Origin of the sequence: Mesorhizobium sp. WSM4312, assembly GCF_002294875.1 — a bacterium.
Lineage (GTDB): Bacteria > Pseudomonadota > Alphaproteobacteria > Rhizobiales > Rhizobiaceae > Mesorhizobium.
The window spans coordinates 1-13,382 of the sequence record NZ_NSFU01000015.1; the positions used below are offsets into that span (position 1 = coordinate 1).

The following is a 13,382-nucleotide window of genomic DNA, read 5'->3' on the forward strand; positions in this document are numbered from 1 at the left end:
AGCAAGCCGCACTGTCGAAACCGTTTGCGACGCAATCGGGCAGACCCTCAATCGCGTCACACCGACAGAATGCTCAAACTATTTCGAAAACTCAGGATATGACCGACACTAATCCCATCCCGCTCTAGACCTTGCATCTTCGCCGCGATCGCCGGTCCGACACCGTGGAATTTCCTGACCGGCAAGGCTTCGAGAAAGCGGGCCCCAGGCGAGGCGTGATCCGATGCCATTTTGCATGGAATTTGTTGTAGGAGTTACCGGCGGACGCGGTCAGCCCGATCACTACAGGGATCTTCGCCCTGATTATTTCAGCGCCGGTCGTCGCCCGGCAATGCCGTGCCGGTTCTCAGTCACATCGAGATAGGCTTCATCGAGCGAGCGCGGCTTAATCCGATAGGTATGCTCGGCGAAAAATCCCCGAATCTGAGCCGAGACCGCTGCGGGCATTGCCGCTTTACGGTGACCGGAGGATCGCCGATCGGACGCCAAACACGCGCGCCTCGCAGCTCGGCAGCCACCACGGCGGAGGGGACGAGTTTCACCACAGCTCGCCAACGCTCGACCCACGCGGTTTGCCGAGGCGCCTCGTCCATGCGACATCATCGACCCGCTGAGCGGCTTATGCCGCTTGCTCTGCAAGCACCGACGGGCCGATATCACGTTTTCCATTGATGAGGTTGAGAAGGTGAGCTGCGGCGCGTGCGTCGCAGAGTGCCCGGTGATGATCTTTGAGGTTGATGTCGTACGCCTCGCAGAGGCTGCCGAGGCCGTAAGACTTGTGACCCGGGAACTGCCTTCGCATCGTCGCGCAGGTACAGAGTTTTGGGAACCGGAAGCGACGTTCGAGCCGCTCGTATTCGCTGGAGAGGAAGCCGTAGTCAAAATTCACATTGTGGGCGACAAAAATTCCCTCACCCATGAACTGCATGAACTCGTCAGCGACTTCCGCAAACGGGGGCGCGTTTCTTACCATGTCGTTCGTGATGCCCGTGAGCCGAGTGATCATAGCCGGGATCAACCGCTGCGGATTGATCAGCGAACTCCATTCGTCGACAATTTCATGATTGCGGATTTTTACCGCGCCAATCTCCGTGACGCGGTCGCCGTTCGACCAGCTTCCCGTGGTTTCGATGTCGACGACGACATACTCCTGCTCGGGATCGAACCGAAAATCGACACGCGCGATATCCGCCTTGATGCCTGCGCCGCCAAGCTGTCGCAGCCGCGTCAGCTGACTGCGGCGGACAGCATCCCCTTCTGCCTTCACCTCAAGGAACGCGACTTCGCCATTAAGCTCGGTCATGAGGTCCGGAAAACCGTCGCGCATGGCGCGAAAATCTTCGCACATGAGCCGCAACATGGTGCTTACGCCGCCTGGATGGGCGGCGAGCAGCGGCCGTATCGCGTCCATGTCGACATAGTCCCAAGCGAAGATCCCGTTCGGCGTCCCCCACTTTCCGGCAATGGTGCGCAGAACAAGTGTGAGCGCGGATTGTGATGCAACTGCTGCCAGTTTTTCGCCGATCTCTTTTGCGAACAGGCGCGCGAAGGTCTTGTCCTTCAGACAATGAGGCATCCAGTCGAAGCTCGAGTGCAGCTGGCCTGACTCGAAGAGCTCATCCCAAAACAGCAAACCGAAAAGGCAGTGCCAGAGGGTATTCTCCGCGTAGAAGACCTTGCAGCCCTGCCGGCGCATCACACCGGCGACGCCGGCCTCCGGGTTGCCCCGCCAGCTATCGTCGACTGTGATCGTGCGGCCGGCCCGCAGCAGCTCGGTGCAAAGCCCAGTCCTTCGGCCGTTGAACTTGCGGGCATAGAAATCATTCGCAAACACGAACTCGTCGTCACTGGCGGGATCATCGATCATCCGCCGCAGGAGCTCTTCCGACCCCTTCTTGTCGCCGGTCGAATAGAGCAGACGCGCGAGGCGCTCATTGCAGTCGAAGGAGCTACCGGCGCGATAGAGCTGTATCGCCAACTCCTTCTCGTCGCTCTTTTCGAAGTACTGGCCGGCTTTGTGCGCTGCCTTGCTTTTCAGGTCCGCGGCATAGTCAGTTGTGCATTGAGGACCGCCGAGGATTGCGGATATGGCGGCCCGGTAGGTGGGCTCGGATTTGACCTCAAGGCCATCAAGAAGGCGGCTGAAATGGAAGCTCGCATGGGCCTCATCGGCGTCCGTGAAGCGAGCGCTCAGATTTGCATTCTTGTTGGTGCGCAGGATGCCGAGGTCCCGCAAGGCAAAGTTCTTCAGATCCTGCTCGGTCTTGCCGAAATAAAGGTAGAGCAGGAATTCAATCGGTGCCGTGTCGCCAAGGGCGATAAAGTCATCTCCACCACAATATTGATAGGCTGTCTCGAAGGTGACGTTCGCAAGATAGTAGTCAACGAGCTTGCCCTTCGCCCAGGATGTGCGCAGCTCGGCCAGGCCCGCATTCTTTGCGCCTTGGATGAGCGCATCTTTGGGATGGCAAACGATGAAATGGGCGTAGTCGCTCTCTGCGAGCGAGCGCACATATCCAAGAGTGCGGAGTTCCGCAACAGCGCGTTTCGCGTTCGAAATCTCGGCATAGCGGAAAGCAGACTGACGAAAAATGACACCGCGCCGGTTTATCATCCGGATCAAAAGGCACTGGGCGTCTTTCGAGATGGTCGCAAAAGTCTCGATGAAGGCCCGGTGACGATGCGTCAACACAGCACCATAGGTCTCGCTGACGAAGCCGAGCATTTCTGTGAAATGGTCGTGATAATAATAAACCGGGAGAACAGGCAGCTTCATTTGCTCCACTCGTTCAGGTCACTCTGCGGCCCTGTGAAGCGCCGTTCCGCCACGTCGTTCCCCGTTGGCATCAAAAGGCCTGAGCGGTCTCTCTCGCGGGAGACAGTCGTGTTGATTCGAGAATTTCCATGTTCTATATTTGTTCCGACGCCAGGCAAAATGTCAACTGCATGGGTAGCGCCGGCTTAGGTTCCTGGGCTGGGATTGCGCACTGCGGTCCTCGTGAAGCTCGGACTCCAGCTCGTCGCCGATCGGGTTAATTTGACTGGCGCCGCCGAGAGGCACGCCGTCGAAGTCTTGCAGCCAGGTGTCAGTATAATCGAGCCAAAACGGAACTCCTCGCCGGGGGTCGTCGGCCCCGCGTCCCGCCTGCGGCGGCGCTATGCTGACGCTCCTTCGGCTACCCTCTTGACGCGGTCTCGTCATTGCAGTCGGTCCCGCGTCGCGCCTTCAGCGCCGCTATGCTGACGCTCCTACGGCTGCGTTTTTTCCTAAAGGGAGCCCGGCACTCCGCCATCTCCGCACAAACTCAATTGCATACGGCAAAGGCCAGGCAACAGAAGGGCGACAGCCTCACACGAGGGAAGAAATGGTCTTGGCCATCCCCCCACGCGAATGCCGTCTGCGCAGAGCGGGGCCGCTTGCTCGCAAGGCGGCGCCGACCTGTGTCTGCCGGGAAGCCTCCGAGCCAATGCGCTCGACTACCGCATTGATCTACTCGGTCTTGCCAGTGCGACCGCTGGATCTTTGCGCGTAGCCAATTGCTAAAGCTCCGGGGCGCTGGTCGCTGGTCGCCTTCGCGGATCAGGGCGAAGTACCAGTCAGGCCCCTTCAAAACAGTGGGTAGAGGCGCAACAAGTTGTCCATCCTCCATGAGCGGGCGAAAGAGCGTCGGCGAAAGCTCCGAGACCCCTGACCTGCTGGTGGACGATATCCGCAAATTCTTCGGGAAGCTGATTGCCGCCTAAAGCAATCTGACGACAAGTGCTAGCTGTTTTCCATCCGGAAAATCTAACAAAAAGGTAAAGCGTTTCGCCGTTCATGAAACGATGCTGCTTTCGCCATTTTCTTTTCCTCGTTTGCGATGATCCGCGAAAAGAGGACATTGTTCCTGTGCCCGGGTTACGAAAATGGCTTCCGTTCTCCCAGGCCACGTGCCTTTCGCAAATTGACGTCGAGACGCGCTTTCAACGTGCTCCAGCGCTTCTCCTCGTCGTCCGCGCGGCGCTGGACGGCCGCCTGATCGTTGTCGATTTCGGTGATTATTTCCGCGTGCTCGCGCTCCGCGTCGGCCAGCGCTAGCTCCGCCTTTTCCACTGCCGCCCTGCGCCGCTCCTTAGCCTTCGCCGCGGACGCCTCCTCCTTTTGGCGCTCGCTGTCACGCCGCTGCCGCTCCTTTTCGTATTCGGCTGCCGCACGGCGCTCGGCCTTCTCGTCCGCGGCCTTGGTCTTGCCAGTGCTGGGTTTTTTCGCGTGTGGCTTTCTGCTTTGCTCCGGCGCATCGTCGAGGGTGGCTGGCAGGTCAGCGTGCTCACTGAACGGCCCGTTCGTCCCCAGCGTCCGCCGCAAGACGACGCCCGGCTTCTTCATCGCCGCCGCGATGACTTTGGGATCGTCGGACACGGTCGCGAATCCCAGGTGGAATAGGTTGATGCCAGACCCCCAGGCTTCGAGCGCCGCCTTCATGGAGGGCGCCGCGATGGCGAGATCGTAGAAGCCCTGAGAGGTCTGAAAGACTTTGAGCTTGCGCGGCATGCAGCTTCGGTACCTCTTTCGTTCAAGCTGAAGCGCCGGTTAGTCCATTTCCTTTTCCGCCTTTGGCAGCCAGCGCCAGACTCCAAGCACGTTGACAACCAGGAGGATAACATTCTGGACAATCAGCGAGGCCTTGCTTTCCAGCCATCCGTCCGCTGACCAGGCAATGGCAGCGACGATGAATATCACAAACCCCGCGAAAGTGATGCGCGCGTTCCAATTCACGGCGACGAGCGCCGCAGCCAGGATCGTCGTCGCGGCTGCAAATGCTCTCAGCACCATCATCGGGTCCATCGCTATCCCTTCTGCCGAAAGACCGCCCGCTAGAGCGGACGGCCCATTCTTTCGTCGCGGCCTCAGGCCGCCTTCTGGTTCATGCTGTCCAGCGCCATCTTGTTCAGCTTCTGGTCCGTCGCCTTTTCCTCGTCGAGGTTCTGCTCGAGCACGGAAGCGCAATCGTTGCGGCCTAGCTTCTTCGCCCATGCAATCAGCGTGCCGTAACGTGTGACCTCATTGTGCTCGACGGCCTGTGCGGCGGCGGTGGGCGCTGCGTCAAGGATCTGGTTGTCGTCGACGTCGCCGGCGACCTCGCTTGCTTCCTTGCGAATGCCGTCGATCGCAGGACAATCGACGCCCTTGGCCTGGACGCCATTCATCTTAAAGATCTTCTCCAGGCGCACGACCTGGTTCTTTGTCTCGGCAAGGTGAGTTTCGAAACCGTTTTTCAGGGACGGCTCGGTTGCCTTCTCGATCATGTCCGGCAGTTTCTTCGCGATCTGCCGTTCTGCGTAGCAGATATCCTGCAGGGTGTGTACGAAGAGGTCGTTCAGCGTTTTGATGTCTTTAGTGAAAAAGCCCAAGATGTCCTCCGAGGTGTCTTTGACACCAAACTAGCAGGCAGGCGGTGAGTTCCTTCGTGAGGAATTTCCCGATGTAGCCGGCCACCCATCTGGCAATCCGCCGCCGCGAACGCTCAGGACGCCCTGCGCTCCAGCTTTGTGCCGGGCCATGCTTCCAGCAAGGCGTCCACTCCACCTGCTCGCCGAACCTGTTGAGGTAGGCGCCCATCATGGCATCATGAGTTTCCTCGGCGGAGCTGCAGAGAGCATCTGTCAGGAGGATGACCCGAAAGCCCCAGTCGATCGCACAAAGGATCGGTGCCAGACACAACTAGAACGGCCCAAGTCTCTCCCGACTATGCAGCGCGATTTGAGAGGTGCCGCCTGCTCGACAGATAGCGGAGCAGTGCTGGCAGCTTCATGGCATTCAAAACACTCTTTGCCGGCACGCCGCCCTTCCGGGCCGTCTCCACGCCCCAATGCATATGATCGAGTTCGCCGATTGAATGGGCGTCGGGATTGATGCTGAAGATGCAGCCATGGGCGAGGGCTTTCTCATGCCAGCGCCAATCGAGATCCAGCCGCCAGGGATGAGCGTTGATTTCAACAGCGACGCCGAATTTTGCGCAAGCCCTCAGTAATTTGTCGATGTCGATCTCGTAACCTGGTCGACGAGTGAGTTGCCGGCCCGTCATGTGGCCTAGAATGGTCGTGTAAGGGTTCTGAACCGCCCGTATGATACGATCGGTCTGGTCCTTCTTCGTCATCCTGAAGCGGCTGTGGACACTGGCGACAACGAAATCAAAGGTCGCAAGAATCTCATCGGGATAATCGAGAGAACCGTCCGCCAAGATATCGGCCTCAATGCCTTTGAGAATCCGAAATTCTTTCCCGTAGGACCTGTTCAACCGGTCCGCCTCACGGTGCTGCTCTTCGATCTCCTCGATGGACAGGCCGCCGGCGTAGTGCGCGGACCGCGAGTGGTCGGCCACCCCGAAATACTCGAAGCCACGTTCCCGCGTAGCGTTCGCCATGGCCGCCAAAGTCGCGGTGCCATCCGAGGCATCCGTGTGGCAGTGAACGATTCCGTGCAGATCAGCATCGCTGACAAGCTTCGGAAGCTTGTTCCTCTCTGCTTTCTCAATCTCATTGCGGCCCTCGCGCAGTTCCGGCTCGATGAATTGCAGGCGCAGCGACTCGTAGATGTCCGCTTCGGTTGCCGACGCGATCAGCTTCTTTCCACGATAGAGACCGTCCGGCCGCAGCTCCATTCCCAGCTCTTTTGCGCGTTCGTGCAGCAACCTGACATGCTCAGCCGAGCCCGTCGCATTGAGCAACTGTGCGCCAAAATGCCTTTTGTCGGTAATGACGAGGTTCAAGCCGCCGCTTGGCTTGTTCTCGGCTGGTTGCTTGGCTTCCGCGACAACCGCCAGATCGGAGACAAGTTCGCTGCCGCGGCGGAAATCGCCGGCGACCTGAAGCTTTACAAATTCAGGATGCCGCCGCCTGAGGATCTCCACGGCATGCTCAAGCAGGGCAGCTGCCTTGTGCAGATGCAGCTGCGTTTCGGCGGATCGTGCAATCGCAAGATTTTGCAGCACCTTTGTCTGCAGCGAGGCGCCGAGACCCTTTGTCTTGGCGATCAGGCCGTCCTTGGCCGCGGCCTCCAAGTCCTCAAGCGATGAAACGCCGAGCGACTGGTGAAGCTTGAGGATCTTGTCAGGACGCAGTCCTGGAATCGAGAACAGTTCGAGCACACCTTCAGGCACATCCTTGCGGAGCTTTTCGAGGCTTGGATGCGAACCGGTCTGGTGAAGCGTCGTAATAATATCGGCGATCGCATCGCCGATCCCTCGCAGCTCCGTCAGCCCGCCCTCCGCGATGATTCGCTCCAGGGGTTCCGACAACGCGCGGAGGCTGTCGGCCGCACGCAGATACGCCTTCGCCCGGTAAGGATTTCCACCCCGCAGGGAGGAACGCTGAGCATACTCCCGGAGCAAACGGGCTACGGACTGGGTATCGGGCCTTGCCATGACACGAAAACGATCTGGCTACGATCGCGTTCCAGCCGTGTGGCTAGCGGGCCGATGATTATCACACCCGAAGTCATTCATCCGCTCGGATACTTTCATGGCGCGCCTACGAAGGCCGCGTGGGGCGCGATCGCCGACGAAGGTAGCTACCGATGACGCGCGAAAACGCATGGCGGACCTTTCTCGGTTTTCTTGGTGAGTTTGATGCTCTGCCTGGCCTTGGCCGGACATTCCGCCGTCTCTACACAATCGAAATTCCATATGGCAGGGGCCATTGGCAACTGAGGGCGACAACCTCAAAGGAGGGAGAGATGGTCTTGGCCATCTCTCCCCCGCGATTGGCGCCTGCGACAGAGCGAGGCCGCCCGCTCGCAAGGCGGCGCTGACCAGTCATCCGCCGAATTGACCCGATCCGTCCCGCTCGACGCGCAGCCCAGCTCCGCTCGCCGGCATTCAACCCCCCTCTCTGCCGCGCGCTCACGCGCCCCCGGAAGGCATGCCGAGGGGCATGCCTTCGGCATTTTACGGGAAAGGACCAGAACCATGACCATCCATGCAAGGAGTGCGGAAACCACGATTGCCGGCGTAAGCGGCTCGGAGGTTTTCATTCCGCTGAACAGGTTGAAGAAGTCCCCGCGCAATGCGCGCAAGACCCCGCATAGCGAGGCGATCATCGAAGCCTATGCGGCAAGCATCGCCGCCAAAGGCATCCTACAAAACCTCGTGATTGAGCCCGAACTTGACGGCGAGGGGACGGAAACCGGCTTCTATTTCGTCACCATCGGCGAGGGCCGCAGGCTGGCGCAGCTTTTGCGCGTGAAGCGCAAGCAGATCAAGAAGACCGAACCGATCCGCTGCGTCATCGATATCAAGAACGACCCGCATGAGATCAGCCTGGACGAGAATATCACGCGTGAAGACATGCACCCCGCTGACCAGTTTGAGGCGTTCCGGCGTCTTAACGAGGAACGCGGATGGGGTGCGGAGGAAATCGCCGCCCGCTTTGGCGTCACCGCTCATGTCGTGCGGCAGCGTCTGCGGCTTGGTGCCGTCAGCCCCAGGCTGATGCAGGTCTATCGAGATGGCGATCTGACGCTCGACCAACTGATGGCGTTCGCCATCACCGACGATCACGCCCGGCAGGAGCAGGTGTTCGAAAACCTGACCTACAACCGCGAGCCCTACATCATCCGCCGCGAGCTGACGCGGACGCATGTGGCGGCTGGCGATCGCCGTGCCGCCTTCATCGGCGCGGAAGCCTATATCGACGCGGGCGGTATGATCGTCCGCGATCTGTTCACCGATGATCGCGGTGGCTTCTACGATGATGCAGCTTTGCTCGACAGAATGGTCGTCGAGAAGCTGCAAGGCATCGCCGAAACTGTCAGAGACGCCGAGGGCTGGAAATGGGCCGATGTCCACACCGACTATCCGCACGCGCACGGCCTGCGCCGTACCTACCCGCAGCCGGTTGATTTGTCGGAGGAAGACGAAGCGGCCTATCAGTCGGCACTTGGCACGTTCAACGAACTGACGGAAGAATGGAAGAGCGCCGATGAGCTTCCCGATGATGTCGATCAGCGTTTCGGCGAGCTTGAAACCGAGATGGAGCGCGTCGATGCACTGCGCCACGCCTACGACCCGGAGGTCGTCGAGCGCGGCGGTGTGTTCGTTGTGCTCTCCCATGACGGAACGGCGCGCATCGAACGCGGCTTCATTCGTGCCGAAGACGAATTGCCCGCACCGGAAGCAGGCGGCGAAGGCTACACCATCAATGGTGATGGCGAGATCATCGAGGCGGATGCCACTTCGGACCCCAATCATGGAAATGATGAAGACGCGGAGGAGGACGGCAAGCCGCTTTCCGATCTTCTCGTCCGCGACCTGACTGCCCACCGCACGCTCGGCCTTCGCCTTGCGCTCGGCGAGCAGCCGGACATTGCCCTCATCGCTGTAACGCATACGCTTGCCGCGCAGGCCTTCTATCAGGGCATGGAAGCCCATTGCCTGGAAATCCGGCCGACGAGCACGTATCTCGGCGGCCATGCCGATGGCATCGAAGACACCGCAGCGGCCAAGGCGCTGGCGGATCGTCATGCCGGCTGGGCAGCGGACATCCCGGCCAATGTGGCAGACCTGTGGGGCTTCATCGGCGCGCTTGATCCTGCCAGCGTCATGGCCCTGTTTGCGTACTGCGCCTCGCTCACCGTCAATGCCGTCAAGCAGCCCTGGGATCGCCGGCCGCGCGCCCACGAGACAGCGGATAGGCTGGCGGCAGCGCTTGGGCTCGACATGACGGCACATTGGACGCCGACGGTGCGCACCTATCTCGGGCGGATCACCAAGGCGAACATCCTCACGGCAGTCGAGGAGGGTGCGGGCAGTGAAGCGGCGGAAAGGCTTGCGGCGTTGAAGAAGCAGCCGATGGCCGAAGCTGGCGAGCAGTTGCTGGCCGGGACCGGCTGGCTGCCCGTGCTGCTGCGGACCGTGGAGCCCGCGACGGTTGCTGACCCGCTAGATATCGAAGCAGGGGACACTATCGCGGGCGAGGCTTCCGCAGCCGACCAAGTATCCTTGGACGATGCACATGCGGCTTATTCCGAGCGCGACGACGCGAGCGAGGCAGGTGAGGGCTTCGACGTCGCTGCCGAATGAATGACAGAATCCGGAGCCGCAAAAGCGGCTCTGGTCACCCGTTAGAATTCTCCGGCCACGCTGTTCAGCGTGGCCGGGGACCTCGAGCGCACAACATCGAGGACAAGGCAAGGCGGTGCAACGGGGCCGACTAGGTCTTGGCAGGACGTTTGCGCGGTTTCTTGACGGGCGACTTCGCGATCGCCGGCTTGGTCGCCGCAGTCACCGCGCGCGCAGCCCGTTTCAGCTTGGGGGTCCCGGCCGGTGTGGGCTCCGCCGGCTTGCGCCCGAGCCCGGCAGCCTTTGCCAGCGCCGAGCGGGCGGCAGCGTAGTTCGGCGCCACCATCGGATAATCGACGGGCAGGCTCCACTTCGCCCGGTATTCGTCAGGGCTGAGATTGTAGTGCGTGCTGATGTGTCGCTTGAGGGATTTGAATTTTTTCCCGTCCTCCAGGCAGATGATGTAGTCCGGCGTCACCGACTTCCTGATCGATACGGCAGGCTCCAGTTTCACCACGGGCTCGGCCGCAGGCGCACCGATCCCCTGCAATGCAGCATGAATGTCGCCGATCAGCTTTGGCAGTTCAGCAACCGGCAGCGGGTTGTTCGCCACGTACGCGGCGACGATATCAGCAGCGATCGCTACGAAATCAGCTTTGTCCTGCTGCTCGTTTGAAATGGTCATGGATATTTTTCCTCTGGTCATCGGATCGGCAAACGTGTTGGCGAAAAGTCTTTTTCAGCAAACAAGAAAACAAATCGTTAGTCTCCCAACACTGCTCGCCGCATTGTGAAATTTCAAGACACCAAGCTTAGCTTCCTTCGTGCTGATCGGCAGTGGAGAAATCTTGCCCATAGCCTTCAGGGAAGCGAGGGGACTTTCCCTCGCTTCCCCGCCATTGCCGTCTGTTGCAGAGCAGGGCCGCCGGCTCGCAAAGCGGCTGACTGATCAAACCGATCCAACCATCCAAATGAGTTGCATCCGCCTCGCTCGACCGCGCAGCCCGGCTCCGCGCGACCGCATTGGCCCCCATCACTCCCGCGCGCTCACGCGCCCCCGGAAGGCATGCCGGGGACATGCCTTAGGCTTTGACGAAAAAGGAGCGAGCAAAATGAACATCATCACGAACACCAGCGGCACCAACAACGGCCAGCAGCAGTCTGTTACCAGCGGCTTTCGCGTGGACATCTCGCGCGGCGAGCGCGTTGGACGCGTTTCGTCGGAATGGTTTTCGCGCCCCGACGATGAGCGGTATCTGTCGCTGACCGAGCTTTACGACGCCGTGCGCGCCCGTGCGGACCGCGCCACCGCCCGGACCGTCGAGAGCCGGGCAGTAAGGGTTGAGGCAAGCCGCGAAAATGCGGAAAGACTTTCGCTGATTGTTCCCGGACAGGACCAGCCGATCGCACCCACGCATTGGAGCTTCGGCCAGTTGTGCAGCCTTATCGGTGCACCCGCGACCTACATGCGCCGGCTACCGGCGCCGCTCGCTGGCATCAACCTGCAGCACGGCCTGCTTTCCCATCGAGCCGAGCTTGTGAAAACCTTGGAGGCGGAAGACGGACGTATCGAGCTTCGCGCCGTCACCGGCCCGGACTATGGCCGCATCTGGGACCATGAACTTGTCGCAGCGGTCATGAAGATCGCGGGAAACGGCACAGGCGACACCATGTGGAAGGTGCCGGGCGTGCTGGACTGGGCGACCATGACGCATAACCCCTTGGTCGACATCACCAAGGACAACACCACGCTTTACGCCAGCGACCGCGACGTGTTCCTGTTTCTGGTGGATGACACCCATCCCATCGAGGCGGGACGCCTGCCGAACGGAGAACCAGATTTATATTTCCGTGGCTTCTATTGCTGGAATAGCGAAGTGGGATCAAAGACGCTCGGCATAGCGTCATTCTATCTCCGCGCGGTCTGCATGAACCGCAACCTTTGGGGTGTCGAAGGTTTCGAAGAAATCAGCATCCGGCATTCGAAATTTGCTGCGCAGCGTTTTGCCCACGAGGCGGCGCCGGCCTTGACCAGTTTCGCGAACTCTTCGCCCAAGCCGTTCATCGCCGGCATCAAGGCCGCACGCGAGAAGATCGTCGCCCGTAGCGATGACGACCGCGAAACGTTTCTGCGCAAGCGTGGTTTCTCCAAGGTGGAAACGGGCAAGATCATCGAAGCAGTTTTGCAGGAGGAAGGCAGGCCACCGGAAAGCATCTTTGATTTCGTGCAAGGGATGACCGCGCACGCTCGCACCAAATCCCATCAGGACAGCCGGCTCGAGCTTGAAGGAAAGGCGAAGGCGTTGCTGGAAAAGGCGATCTGACCGTCCGACATTGCGCGGCCGAAATTCGGCCGCGCAGGCTTCATGCCGGAATTTTCAGCCCATCCGCCGTCTTGTTCGACGGCGGCGGCCGCACGTGGTTGGCGGCCGCCGCTCGCCGGGCTCCGCCCGGCTCGCGACGCGACTGCGGTCACATCAACCTCAGAGAAAACGTGCAATCCACTCGATCGTCAACAACGCCAAAGTCCAATACCCCGGTAAGAGCAGCTTTCCAGTCTTCCTGGGCAACTTTGTGATCACGGCGTCTGCCCGCCCGTCACGGCTGCGTTGTGACGGAAAAGGCAGCGCCCAACCTGTTCTGTTGGCGATGCCGACACAGCATCGCGTGATGCTTGCTGACCCTCCTTCGCGGGGTCCCCCCTGGTGGATCCAGCCGTGCTGACCCTCACGCCTTCGCCAGATTTCCTGCCAGTCGAACCTTCTGCGGTGCTCGTCGAACTCGGCACGCATCGTCCTAGCCCGCAAGGATCCCATGCCGTCCATGACAATCGGATCGCCACACAGCTTCTCCTCCTTCCTGGCAGCGAGGCAAACCGGTCGCTTGCAGCCCTGATCCCGCTGGATTCGCAAACGCTCGGGCGCGTCGAAGCGCTCGTCTGTTTCTGGCGTGGCTATGACAAGAGGCCGGTGCCGCCGGATACGCGAATGACAATCCCGCAGCGACACGAACGGCGCCAGCTACCGTGAAATCGCCACCGCCTTTTATGGCAAAGAGCGTGTCGCCTCCAATCCATGGAAAACCTCGTCACTGCGCGAAGCCGTGATGGGTCTCGTGAGGGCGGCCGCCATGATTGGCGGCGGCTTGCGCTCCAACGAAGGTCGCGACTATCTCGGCCTCAAGCTTGACGATCCGAGCTTCACCGCTCCGATCTTCGCCGACGAGGAAGGCGACGATCACAGCCTCATCTGGTCCCGCCCTAACCGCCGCATCGGCGAGTAAATTGGTAGACGCCTCGCTCGCTTGCGGGCGGGGCGTCTTCAGATCCCGCAAACTGAAACGTTT

Annotated in this window: 9 protein-coding genes and 4 pseudogenes; 5 read left to right on the top strand and 8 right to left on the bottom strand. The window is 60.4% G+C overall.

Annotated elements, in window-relative coordinates:
- Positions 1-125: 125 nt before the first annotated feature.
- The 7 genes and pseudogenes from CK228_RS24200 to CK228_RS24235 all read right to left on the bottom strand — a co-directional run.
- Positions 126-438: pseudogene (locus CK228_RS24200) on the bottom strand (DNA polymerase IV); the annotation flags it as partial.
- A 181-nt stretch (positions 439-619) separates the two neighbouring features.
- Positions 620-2,776 carry an exonuclease domain-containing protein gene (locus CK228_RS24205; RefSeq protein ID WP_095789648.1) on the bottom strand — a complete coding sequence of 719 codons (2,157 nt, stop codon included), beginning with the start codon at positions 2,774-2,776 and terminating at the stop codon, positions 620-622.
- Positions 2,777-3,898: 1,122 nt separating this feature from the next.
- Positions 3,899-4,531: a cell envelope biogenesis protein TolA gene (locus CK228_RS24215; RefSeq protein ID WP_095789498.1), complete on the bottom strand. Its 633-nt coding sequence runs from the start codon at positions 4,529-4,531 to the stop codon at positions 3,899-3,901.
- 39 nt (positions 4,532-4,570) lie between these two features.
- On the bottom strand, positions 4,571-4,825 hold the full coding sequence (locus CK228_RS24220) for a hypothetical protein (RefSeq protein ID WP_095789499.1): 255 nt from the start codon (positions 4,823-4,825) through the stop codon (positions 4,571-4,573).
- A gap of 62 nt (positions 4,826-4,887) precedes the next feature.
- Positions 4,888-5,391: a DUF892 family protein gene (locus CK228_RS24225; RefSeq protein WP_095789500.1), complete on the bottom strand. Its 504-nt coding sequence runs from the start codon at positions 5,389-5,391 to the stop codon at positions 4,888-4,890.
- A gap of 169 nt (positions 5,392-5,560) precedes the next feature.
- Positions 5,561-5,695, bottom strand: a pseudogene (locus tag CK228_RS35880) (cysteine hydrolase); the annotation flags it as partial.
- Positions 5,696-5,726: 31 nt separating this feature from the next.
- On the bottom strand, positions 5,727-7,403 hold the full coding sequence (locus CK228_RS24235; RefSeq protein WP_095789501.1) for a DNA polymerase/3'-5' exonuclease PolX: 1,677 nt from the start codon (positions 7,401-7,403) through the stop codon (positions 5,727-5,729).
- Positions 7,404-7,946: 543 nt separating this feature from the next.
- On the opposite strand from CK228_RS24235, the gene CK228_RS24240 reads away from it, so the two are divergent.
- Entirely contained in the window at positions 7,947-10,058 is a 2,112-nt protein-coding gene (locus CK228_RS24240; protein ID WP_095789502.1) for a ParB/RepB/Spo0J family partition protein, read from the top strand.
- 130 nt (positions 10,059-10,188) lie between these two features.
- Here the strand turns inward: CK228_RS24240 and CK228_RS24245 are convergent, their stop codons facing one another.
- The gene (locus CK228_RS24245; RefSeq protein WP_095789503.1) at positions 10,189-10,722 is read right to left on the bottom strand and encodes a MucR family transcriptional regulator; all 534 of its coding nucleotides are present in this window, start codon (positions 10,720-10,722) and stop codon (positions 10,189-10,191) included.
- 427 nt (positions 10,723-11,149) lie between these two features.
- On the opposite strand from CK228_RS24245, the gene CK228_RS24250 reads away from it, so the two are divergent.
- From CK228_RS24250 to CK228_RS35370, 4 genes and pseudogenes are all read left to right on the top strand, one after another.
- On the top strand, positions 11,150-12,361 hold the full coding sequence (locus CK228_RS24250) for a DUF932 domain-containing protein (protein WP_095789504.1): 1,212 nt from the start codon (positions 11,150-11,152) through the stop codon (positions 12,359-12,361).
- A 393-nt stretch (positions 12,362-12,754) separates the two neighbouring features.
- Positions 12,755-13,066: a hypothetical protein gene (locus CK228_RS34895; protein WP_143750525.1), complete on the top strand. Its 312-nt coding sequence runs from the start codon at positions 12,755-12,757 to the stop codon at positions 13,064-13,066.
- 1 nt (position 13,067) lies between these two features.
- Positions 13,068-13,127, top strand: a pseudogene (locus CK228_RS35885) (hypothetical protein); the annotation flags it as partial.
- A 57-nt stretch (positions 13,128-13,184) separates the two neighbouring features.
- Positions 13,185-13,319: pseudogene (locus CK228_RS35370) on the top strand (DUF736 family protein); the annotation flags it as partial.
- Positions 13,320-13,382 lie beyond the last annotated feature (63 nt).